At 42.0% G+C, this 10,734-nt stretch carries 11 protein-coding genes; 9 read left to right on the top strand and 2 right to left on the bottom strand.

Going from position 1 to position 10,734, the window contains the following annotated elements; all coding sequences use genetic code 11:
- Positions 1-406: WD40 repeat domain-containing protein (locus tag ACKPEB_RS10440; RefSeq protein WP_408964818.1), on the top strand; the 406-nt coding region annotated here is incomplete at its 5' end.
- A 306-nt stretch (positions 407-712) separates the two neighbouring features.
- Positions 713-931, top strand: a complete 219-nt coding sequence (locus tag ACKPEB_RS10435) for a type II toxin-antitoxin system HicB family antitoxin (protein WP_197047465.1) — start codon at positions 713-715, stop codon at positions 929-931.
- 401 nt (positions 932-1,332) lie between these two features.
- Here ACKPEB_RS10435 and cphA read toward each other — a convergent pair whose 3' ends face one another.
- Together cphA and ACKPEB_RS10425 are read right to left on the bottom strand one after the other, a co-directional pair.
- On the bottom strand, positions 1,333-4,038 hold the full coding sequence (gene cphA / locus ACKPEB_RS10430) for a cyanophycin synthetase (RefSeq protein WP_408964817.1): 2,706 nt from the start codon (positions 4,036-4,038) through the stop codon (positions 1,333-1,335).
- A 227-nt stretch (positions 4,039-4,265) separates the two neighbouring features.
- Complete coding sequence (locus ACKPEB_RS10425) at positions 4,266-5,120, bottom strand: cyanophycinase (protein WP_408964816.1); 855 nt, start codon at positions 5,118-5,120, stop codon at positions 4,266-4,268.
- Between the two features lie 102 nt (positions 5,121-5,222).
- On the opposite strand from ACKPEB_RS10425, the gene ACKPEB_RS10420 reads away from it, so the two are divergent.
- From ACKPEB_RS10420 to ACKPEB_RS10390, 7 genes are all read left to right on the top strand, one after another.
- Positions 5,223-5,372: a hypothetical protein gene (locus ACKPEB_RS10420; protein ID WP_408964814.1), complete on the top strand. Its 150-nt coding sequence runs from the start codon at positions 5,223-5,225 to the stop codon at positions 5,370-5,372.
- 278 nt (positions 5,373-5,650) lie between these two features.
- Positions 5,651-6,355: a tRNA (guanosine(37)-N1)-methyltransferase TrmD gene (gene trmD, locus ACKPEB_RS10415; RefSeq protein ID WP_408964813.1), complete on the top strand. Its 705-nt coding sequence runs from the start codon at positions 5,651-5,653 to the stop codon at positions 6,353-6,355.
- 126 nt (positions 6,356-6,481) lie between these two features.
- Positions 6,482-6,841 (top strand): hypothetical protein, encoded by a 360-nt coding sequence (locus ACKPEB_RS10410; RefSeq protein ID WP_408964812.1) that lies wholly within the window; start codon positions 6,482-6,484, stop codon positions 6,839-6,841.
- A 496-nt stretch (positions 6,842-7,337) separates the two neighbouring features.
- Positions 7,338-7,598 carry a KGG domain-containing protein gene (locus ACKPEB_RS10405; RefSeq protein WP_408964811.1) on the top strand — a complete coding sequence of 87 codons (261 nt, stop codon included), beginning with the start codon at positions 7,338-7,340 and terminating at the stop codon, positions 7,596-7,598.
- 645 nt (positions 7,599-8,243) lie between these two features.
- Positions 8,244-8,969, top strand: coding sequence for an NYN domain-containing protein (locus tag ACKPEB_RS10400; RefSeq protein WP_408964810.1), 726 nt, complete (start codon positions 8,244-8,246; stop codon positions 8,967-8,969).
- A 162-nt stretch (positions 8,970-9,131) separates the two neighbouring features.
- Positions 9,132-9,833 (top strand): ribonuclease III, encoded by a 702-nt coding sequence (rnc, locus tag ACKPEB_RS10395; protein WP_408964809.1) that lies wholly within the window; start codon positions 9,132-9,134, stop codon positions 9,831-9,833.
- A gap of 525 nt (positions 9,834-10,358) precedes the next feature.
- Positions 10,359-10,734, top strand: a 376-nt coding sequence (locus ACKPEB_RS10390) for an ABC transporter substrate-binding protein (protein WP_408964808.1), incomplete at its 3' end; no start/stop codon positions are given.

Here is a 10,734-nt window from a genome sequence, read left to right as displayed (position 1 = left end):
GACGATCAAATTGTGGGATGTTCCAAGTCAACAACAAATGACCACGCTCACCGGACATTCACATATTGTCTTCTCTGTAGCGTTCAGTCCTGATGGTCGGATGTTAGCCAGTGGGAGTTTTGACAAGACGATTAAATTGTGGGATGTGCCAAGTCAACGGGAAATAGCCACGCTCACCGGACATTCACATATCGTTTTCTCTGTAGCGTTCAGTCCCGATGGTCGGACATTAGCCCGTGGGAGTAGCAAGAGGACGATCAAATTGTGGGATGTTCCAAGTCAACAACAAATGACCACGCTCACCGGACATTCACATATTGTTTTCTCTGTAGCGTTCAGTCCTGATGGTCGAACGTTAGCCAGTGGGAGTGCTGACAGGACAATTAAATTGTGGGAAGCACGATAGGGTTAGGTTGAAGTAGTAGAAACCGGGTTTCTCAAGATATCTTGATGGGTTGCAATTAATCTTAATTAGAAACCCGGTTTCTAGGGATATTTGCGATCGCCATCAAAAACCGGGTTACTATAGATATCTTGATTTGTGGCATTAATCTTAATGAGAAACCCGGTTTCTAGGGATATTTGCGATCGCATTTAGGGGATTTAGCAAGAGGGGGTAATTTAATCAAAATTGTCTCCAAGCCACTCCTACAATATAGAAAAATTTCTGTTATTCTAAAATAAGGAAACAATATTATTAATTACTGTGATTATGATTAGACGAATAACAATTTATTCCGGTGAGGATGGTTACTGGGTCGTTGAATGTCCGAGTTTACCGGGTTGTGTGAGCCAGGGGAAAACTCAAGAAGAAGCATTAATCAATATTAAAGAAGCAATTCAAGGCTATATTTTAGCTTTAGAAGAAGATGGTTTACCTGTACCTCTGGAAAACGTTGAGACTTTAGAAAATGTGCTGTTAGTGGTATGAGTAAATTGCCTAGAATTTCAGGTAAGGAATGTGTTAAGGCTTTAGAGAAAATAGGTTTTTATTTGAGAGGCGACTATACAAAAGACAGAGAAACCCTATTAAAACAGGTGACACGGGAAAGTTTTTGGCAAGATTTGGCAACCCTTCGCGCAGAAAAAACAAACGATAATTATAGACCTCGATAAGTCAGTGCTACTAGAGCATTTGCGATCGTCTTCAGAAACCGGGTTTCTATAGATATCTTGATGTCTTGCAGTTAACTGAATTAGAAACCCGGTTTGTAGGGATATTTGCGATCACCTCCAAAAACCGGGTTTCTCAAGATATCTTGATTTGTGGCAATTAATCTTAATTAGAAACCCGGTTTCTTTTAATCAAACACCCCTACTAAGTTTCTCAACTTAAACCTGAGAAGGTTTTAAATCGATCGTTGAGGAATTCACACTTTGAGTAGGAGAGTGATGGTTAGTTTCCTTAATCGGGTTACGGGACTCAATTAATTGAATTGCCCGATTAACACTTTCCGGTAAAATCACCACTAACGCTCCTTCACCCGCCCGATTTAATCCTGTATTAATCGCTTCAATTTCATTCAGAATCGTTTCATAACGAATTCGAGGATCGGGAACTCGTGACAAAATTTGTTCAATTCCTTGAGTAATTAACGTGGCTGCTGAACCGCGTTCTCGACCGCGATTGTCATCATCCTCCTTAACAATAATTTCATCAAAAATATCCGCCGCCAATTCACCCAAAGTAACAAAATCCTCATCCCGACGATCACCGGGGCCACCCACCACCCCAATTCTCGGCCCTGGCCAATTTTTCACAAAAGCCCCTAACGCCATATAACTCGCCGGGTTGTGGGCATAATCAATTAAGGCGTGATAGTTGCCCATATTAAATAAATTCATCCGTCCTGGGGTTTGGGATGTGGAAGCGACAAAACTTGACAAACCCGCCCGAATATGCTCGATTTTCACCCCTTGGGCAAAGGCAGCCAAACAAGCGGCTAAGGCATTGGCAATCATAAACGGAGCCCGACCCTTCATCGTAATCGGAACATTCACCGCTTGTTCAATTCTCAGCGTCCAATCTCCTTTTAAAATCGACAGATAGCCATTTTCATAAACGGCGGCTAACCCTCCCGATTCCGTATGTCGCATCACAATCTCATTATTCGGATTCATAGTAAAGTAGGCAATTTGAGCTTTAACTCGCTCTGCCATCTGTACCACTAACGGATCATCCGCATTCAGCACCGCATAGCCTTTCGGCATCACCACCTCAGCGACGACGCTTTTAACTTTGGCCATTTGTTCAATGGTATCAATATCCCCCAATCCCAAATGATCCGCCGACACATTCAAAACCACACCCACATCACAGGTATCGAATCCTAAACCTGCCCGCAGGATACCTCCCCGTGCAGATTCAAGCACAGCGACTTCCACCGTCGGATCTCGCAGAATCACTTGGGCACTTTGGGGCCCGGTATTGTCTCCCGGTTCGGCTAAATGATCCCCAATATAAATCCCGTCGGTGGTGGTGTAACCCACCGCTAACCCAGTTTGTTTCATGATGTGGGCGAGTAAACGGGTGGTGGTGGTTTTGCCATTGGTTCCCGTAACGGCTAAAATCGGCACACGGCTGGGTTGACCTGGGGGGAATAACATATCCATCACCGCCCCCGCCACATTCCGAGGTAAACCTTCACTCGGTGCCACGTGCATTCGGAATCCAGGGGCGGCATTGACTTCCACAATTACCCCGTCCACTTCCCGCAAGGGTTTGGAAATATCCGGTGTCACCACATCAATTCCGGCAATATCCAGCCCGATAATTTTAGCAATGCGAGCAAATAACCACACATTTTCCGGGTGGACTTCATCGGTGCGGTCAATGGCACTGCCTCCGGTACTTAAATTAGCTGTTGCTCTCAGAAAGCATACTTCTCCGGCAGGTAATACCGTTTCTAAGGTGTAACCTTTTTCTGCCATCATCGACAAAACCGTTTTATCGACCACAATCCGGGTCAGGACGTTATCATGGCCATCGCCTCGACGGGGATCTCGGTTCGTTTTTTCAATCAGTTGCTCAATGGTTAATTGACCATCTCCAACTACATGGGCGGGAACTCGTTCCGCAACGGCCACGACTTTTCCATTCACCACTAACACCCGATGATCGCGACCCGTGTAGAACCGTTCCACAATCACACTATGGGTTTTAGAAGCGTTAGTGGCTTCATCGTAGGCAGCAGCGGCGGTTTCCCATTGGGTAATATCGAGGGTAATGCCTCGGCCGTGGTTACCATCAAGGGGTTTAATGGCGATGGGATAACCCCCGACTTCATCAATGGCATCTTGGAGTTCATCAAAATAGCGAATCACCGTTCCCCTGGGAACGGGAACCCCTGCATCCCGCAGAATTTGTTTAGTGCCTTCTTTATCACAGGCTAATTCAACCGCTAAGACTCCGGTTTGGTTACTCAGTGTCGCTTGAATGCGTTTCTGATAGCAACCATAACCAAACTGAATCATAAATCGAGCATTCAGTTGTTGCCAGGGAATATCACGAGCTTCGGCTTCTTTAATAATGGCTTCTGTACTAGGGCCAAGGGAAGCTTGTGCTTTTAATTCTTTGAGATCTTCGAGATCTTGGGCGAGTTCTTCCGCCGGATAGGTTCCGGTATCAACAATACTTTGACATAATCGGACAGCAGCCCTTCCTGCATAACGTCCGGCGTGTTCGTTTTCATACTCAAACACCACCTGGAAAATCCCTGGAGTTGAGGTTTCACGGGTGCGACCAAACCCGACCCTCATTCCGGCTAACTGTTGAATTTCCAGGGCAACGTGCTCAATAATATGCCCCATCAGGGTTCCCCGTTCCACCCGACTCAGGAACCCGCCTCGAACTCCGGGGGAACAGTGATGTTCAATCAAGCTGGGAAGAACAGAAGTTAAGCCTTTATAGAATCCTGGAATATCGCAGCTATAGCGTTCAGTTAATTCTTCTAAATCTAAGCGCATCACGATCAGGTGGTGACGTCGGATGCTCCAATAGTTAGGGCCTCTTAAGGTTTGTATTTTAAGAATTTTCATATCCGTGAGTTCGTGATGCAGGAATGTTCCAGGGTGATAGTCCGATGAATTCAATTTCAAGCTAAGGGGGATTGTAAACTGTTCACTATGAACAGTTTTTCCAAAACTCTTGAATTCTAGGAGGTTAGGCCATTGGGGATTTACAGGTTTTGATTAGAATTTCCTAATCGTAATCACGGGAAAAAATCCTGGCAACCTCCGAGAGCAAGATCAGCGCATTCAACGGTTTACACGCTGGGGGCAGAACTCGGACAACGAGAATGGAAGTTATACTGATCGCCATAGGACAGAATATGTACCCGGAGATTAAACACACTCAGGGGATCAGTGGCCCCAACATTCACCAAGTTGGTATAGGACATTTCATGGGTATCGACAATGGTTACGCTGCCTTTACCCACCACCCGTAGTAACCCTTCCGCTTCAAATAAGGCACAGGTATCTTCATCAATGCCAATGCCGATTTTATCGGGATGGGCCGCGATCGCACTAATCAGTCGTGCCATGCGGTTACGGTTATGGAAATGTTGATCCACAATCAACTCTGGTAAAATATCTAACCCGGTGGCCATATCCACGAGAGAACGGTTGGGAGATTCTCCACTGCCCCCTCCCGCAATCATGTGATGACCCATGACGGCGGCTCCCGCACTGGTTCCCGCTAAAGCCATCCGGCCTTGTCGAGATCCCTTGCGAATTTTCTCCATCAGCAGGGTATCGGCTAATAAACTGTAAAGTCGCAGTTGATCACCGCCTGTCATAAACACCCCGGTACAGGTTTCTAAGAAGGCGTGCCACTTGGGTTCTTCACAATGATAGCGTTCCCGAATATCAAAGATTTCAATGGATTTAGCCCCCATTTCCTCAAAGATTTTTCGATATCTCTCTCCTTGAATGGCGGGTTCGCGGGAAGCGGAAGGAATAATGGCAAGGTTGGCGTTGGAAGCACCAGCCCGGTGAAAAAACGTTTGCAGAATCTCACGTCCATGAACTTTGTCTTCTGCTCCACCAATAATGAGAATCGAGGTTTTAGTTTGCTGGGGAATCATGTGTTCAAGGGCTTGAGATGTCAACTGCTGCATAGTGTATCTCCTAGTCATGAGAATAAGTTCAAGATTAGGGGCTTGTGTCCCACCACCTACGGCTTGTTACAAACAGTTGGGATCAACTTCGATCTGGCTACAATGAATACAAATCGATTTGAATCAATCTGTACAACGGTGAGTCCCCCTGGGGGAATGTCTTCCTTCCTCTGCCATAGCCTGATTTCTGCCTTGACAGCAGGGCCAGAAATCACGGGATCTCAATCTCTGTCCTCCAGTGATGGGGGGTGAGTGTTATCCCAGGGGCGCAGAAGGGAAACAGAACAGGTTTTTAACAGGGATAACAAGCGCAGATCGGCGTTTTCCAAACTCCTTCGGAACCAATGACGGAATTTCGAGAAATCCTGTTTAGTTCGCTTCGGCTAATGAAAAAAAGCTGATCCATTTTAGTATATTTTGATACGAATTAAGAAATATTTAAGTTTATGGACTATCATATAGCATGACATCTTCTGTGCAAGTTTTTGCTTAAAATTTCTTTAGGGTCAGCTAATCTTGTTCTAAATCCTGTGCGTTTTGACATTGTTACTTTATTTCCTGATTTCTTTGCTTCTCCTCTGAGTTCTGGCCTTTTGGGTAAGGCTTTAGCGAAGGAAATTGCCACGGTTCATTTAGTCAATCCTCGTGATTTTGCTTTGGATAAGCATCACCGGGTCGATGATGAACCCTATGGAGGCGGTGTGGGAATGGTCTTGAAACCGGAACCGATTTATGCGGCGGTTGAATCTTTACCTCAGTTTCCCCGTCGAGAGGTGATTTTCCTAACTCCCCAAGGGGAAAAAATGCACCAAGGATTATTCCGTGATTTAGCCTTGAATGTTGAGCAGATTGTTTTGATTTGTGGGCATTATGAAGGTATTGATGAACGGATTATTTCTTTAGTGACTCGTGAAGTGTCTTTAGGAGATTTTGTCCTAACTGGAGGTGAAATTCCAGCCATGGCACTCCTGAATGGAGTCGTGCGATTATTACCCGGAACCGTTGGAAAAGAGGAATCTCTCAAAGCTGAAAGTTTTGAAGCGGGATTACTCGATTACCCCCATTATACTCGGCCTGCTGAATTTCGAGGAATGCGGGTTCCTGATGTTTTATTATCAGGAAATCACGGGGAAATTGAGCAATGGCGAAAACAACAGCAACTTCAGCGTACCCGTGAGCGTCGCCCGGATTTGTGGCAAGATTGGATACAGCAACACCCAGAAGCACAGGTTTAGGACGTTCTGATTTCTGTCTTGAGTTGCCTTTCTCCCGCTTTGAGCGTTGGTTATCAACGTTTAGCTAGAATTCTAATCGCTGGTTGCTAATTGTTCATGGCTCAAGTTTATTTGCTTTTAATCCCTATGAATTCTGATACACCAGAAGAATTGATTCGAGCAATTGATGGGGCCTTAAGTCAAGGGAATTTTAATCAAGCTAAAACCCTCTCTGCCCAAGCTAGTCGTGATTATCCCAATCATGCAAAAATTCAACGCTATGCTCGCATTTTAGCTTCTCCTCATTTACCCTTTTATCAATTGGCTCCTAATCCTGATACTCCCTTAAATTTGAATTGGGTGATTGAGCATCGTCAACATTATCGAGGTCGATGGGTTGCCTTAGAAAAAGGAAACTTAATTGCAGATGCTAGTTCGATTGATGAGTTATTCAATCAAGTCGGAAAGGAAAAAATGAGAGACTTATTTTATACTATAATCTATTGAAGGTATGAATAGAATAGGGTTGGCTTTAACTAAAATTGAATCCGCCTTAATCCTTTGCCTCAAATTAAAATCATCTTTTAAAAAACAGGGATCTTTTTGAGACAATCTAACATGATCAATTTTAGGATCAATCTGTCGTTTATAGGATCAGTCAAGTATTTGACACGAATTGAAATAAAAACAGTATAATTAATCATATAAGCTCTCGGATTAATGCCAACCTTTTTATCAATCACTTGAACACCCATTAACCCGCTCAATAAATTGCTGTTTTACTGAGGTTAAATGCCACAGGTCTCGTCAAATCTATAAAATTTGTCAAAATAGCGAGTTTCTGCGGATTATTGCGGTTTGACTCAAGGAAAAGTTAACAGATAATTGATTCGATCTTTCAGTTTATTGGTGAAAGAAGTTAACTCTGTCTTCTGGTAGAAGGTAAACTTTAATCAGAGCGATACAGTAGTGTTTAGTCAATCAAAAAAGTAAGGAGAAAATCATGGCAACCGAAAAACGTGGATTTGCTTCTATGGACGAAGAAAAACAACGGGAGATTGCTAGTAAAGGCGGTAAAGCAGCCCATGAGTCAGGACGCGCTCATGAATTCACCCCGGAAGAAGCCAGAGAAGCCGGACGTAAAGGCGGTAAAGCCGTCAGCCAAGATCGAGAACACATGGCCGCTATAGGCCGTAAAGGAGGTAAAAATAGCCACAAAAAAGATAATAATAATAATGAACAAGATCATGATGAAAATTCATAATCTGGTGCAATAAAGTTTCCTCTCAATTGAGAGGAAACTTGAGTGTTTTAAGAAAAAGGCTTCTCTTTAAAATAGCGGTTGAGAACTGGGTTTTTCTGAAGGATAAGCCTAGTTTTTGTCAGCCTAACCCCCAACCCCCATGACAAGTTTTTAGACTCCAACGGAGAAGTCGTGACTCTGTTGGAGTTGAAGTTTTGGCAAAAAAGACTTGACATTCTTAGATAGCTTGATTAGAGTAGAGTCACCTAGCATTGAGCAGAAAATTGACTTCTGTCTCATTGATCGGAATTAAGAGGTATACAAACGAGATACCAGCATAGCTAAGAGATTAGCGATTTGTGCTGATATTTCAGATTCCGGTATCGGAATCAGGGAGTATATGAGAGAGATACCAACACAGATAGAATATTAGTGATTTGTGGTGATATCCTTAATTCCGATCCTTGAGACTTAAGCCAAAACCACTCTCAACTTAAGGTTTTAATTCAATACGTTAGCTCTGGTGGTGACAGTATGAGTTTCCGAGTTCTATTTTGGACTGGGAAATAATATACTTTATGTCACATAAACTAAGGGTCTGAAGGGTATAGAATTACAAACTTTATGAATGCTAGGCATCCACTTATTAAAAGATAAGAAGGTATTATGAAACCTCGCTTGGCAATTTATTGGGATGTTCAAAATGTTCGGATTTCTCCTGAAAAAATCAAACTTTTGAATCAATGGTTAAATCAAAAAGGTGATAGATTGATTCAGAAAGCTTTTGCTTACTGGCGGAAAGAAAATGAACAATTGGAGAAGGCGATCGCTAATGAGGGTTTTGATTCTTTTAATGTTCCTTCCCCAGAAAAAAATGCAGTTGACATTAAAATAATGGGAGTTTGTAAACATGATATAATGTCAGAAAGGAGCATTAGAATAGTAATTCTAATTACAGGAGATAAAGACTATCAACCCTTAGTTAAAGAATTAAAAAACTTAGGAATAAAAGTCATATTAATTCATGGTAATAATGTTAGTCAACGCTTGAAAAAAGCTGTTGATGAAACTTATAGTATAAATGAGTTAATAGCCTCTGTTAATTCTGCTAAAGCAACTCCAGAACAACTAAATTCTTCTACTATTATTCCTTACGAAGAAGCTAAAAAATACTTAATTGACTTAATTAAAATCCTTCAAGCCGAAGGGAAACAACCAACTCTTTCTGTAATGGGTAATTTAATCAAAAACTATCCCAAGCTTTCTAGCTCTCACAAAGTCTCATATTGCAGACCTGATGGAAAAATCGTTTCTAAATTTAGCAAATTTGTAAAAGCTGTAATACAGGAAGGAATTCTTCAAGAGCGCAATGGAGAGTTAACTTTAGTATGAATTTAGAGAAATTGCGATCGCTATCATTCGATATAGAAATCCGCGCCAAGGTTGTAATATTTTATTGTAGGGGTGATGTTAATTCCAACCGTTTTTGTGGTTAGGTTTGGAAACCAAACCCCTACAGTATTGAATCACAAATCTTATACAGATTTCGATATAATGATGACCAAACTACCTGAAATTAAAAACGAACAATTGCGACTACAAGCGCTTACCCATCGTTCCTATATTAATGAACATCCGAATGCGGGAGAAGACAATGAACGATTAGAATTTTTAGGGGATGCAGTTTTAGGATTTTTAGTGGGAGAATTGTTATTTCCAAAACGTTATCCCGAAGACATGGCAAAAATGAGTGAAGCGAATATGACACGCTTACGGTCAGCATTAGTCGATGAAAAACAACTGGCTAAATTTGCAGTTCAATTTAATTTAGGGGAATTATTACGGTTAGGAAAAGGAGCCATTCGAGATGGGGGGCGAACTAACCCCGCTTTACTGAGTGATGCTTTTGAAGCTTATATTGGTGCTTATTATTTAGATACAAATATTGATGCAGTTCGAGATTTTATTTATCCTTTATTTTCGGCTGTTGTCAATGAAATTATTTTTCCCCAAGCAGAAACAACACCCCAAACCTTAATTGATTGTAAAAACCGTTTTCAACAATGGGCTCTAGCAAAACACGGCGAAAATCCGAAATATTACGTGGTCGGAGAATCTGGGCCAGATCACGCCAAGGAATTTCGGACAGAAGTTCGGGTTACGGACAAAGTATATGGTTATGGGAAAGGACGCCGAAAACAGGATGCGGAGAAAAGAGCCGCAGAAGTCGCCTTGCAAAAGTTGGGTTTGTTGTAATTGATAGCCTATTGGTGCGTGCGCGCTCGCTTACGCACCCTACGGTTATCTTCATAGAGTGTTTTCTATGCCAACTTTATTGAGTATTGTTTATTGTCAATGGATAGGACACAGTGGTTTTTAGCCAACTAAAACAACATAACTATTGTTTTATTACCCGATTTTGCCTCAAATCACTCCAATTCATAACTTAAAATTATTAATAATATAATTATTTGTCAAATAAAATTATGAATGATAAGCTAAACTTGATCACTATATTTAAGAAAAGATAACAACTTGACACTAAAAGGTAGTGACGTATTGGTAAAAAGCTGTTATCTTTATAGATAAGAACAGTCTTAACACGACTTCTTCATTGATTCGGCTCTAGCCAAAGTTACCTTAACGGTAAGGTGATGTTTAATCTAGCTGATTGCCTTTCAGGACAAGCTAGATCCCTTTTGCTCAATGATTTAACTACTACAAAACCTATTTTTGTAAGTAGCAACCTATTGTTTTAAATGCAGGTTGTTAGGAGGGTTTATGTCTCAATTTTCAAACGGTTATTCTCGCAGAAAATTTTTAATTACAGCCGGAGTTTCTGCCGCTAGTACCATCTTTTTAAAGGGATGTTTAGGCAATCCACCGGAGCCTACTGCTAATACGGGAAGTTCACCCGCAACAACAGCAGTTCCCGTGGCAAATATTAGCCCTGAACAAGCTCCAGAAGTTACAAAAATCAAGCTAGGTTTTATTCCCATTGTGGAATCAGCCCCCTTAATTATTGCTAAAGAAAAAGGCTTTTTTGCTAAGTATGGAATGAGCAATGTTGAAGTTTCTAAACAAGCTAACTGGGCTTCTGCACGAGATAACGTTACTATTGGGTCAGATGGAGGTGGAATTGATGGTGGACAATGGC

The organism is Planktothrix sp. (genome assembly GCF_046067725.1).
Lineage (GTDB): Bacteria > Cyanobacteriota > Cyanobacteriia > Cyanobacteriales > Microcoleaceae > Planktothrix.
The sequence above is the reverse complement of the archived record's forward strand: the minus strand, read 5'-3'. Positions and strand labels throughout refer to the sequence as shown.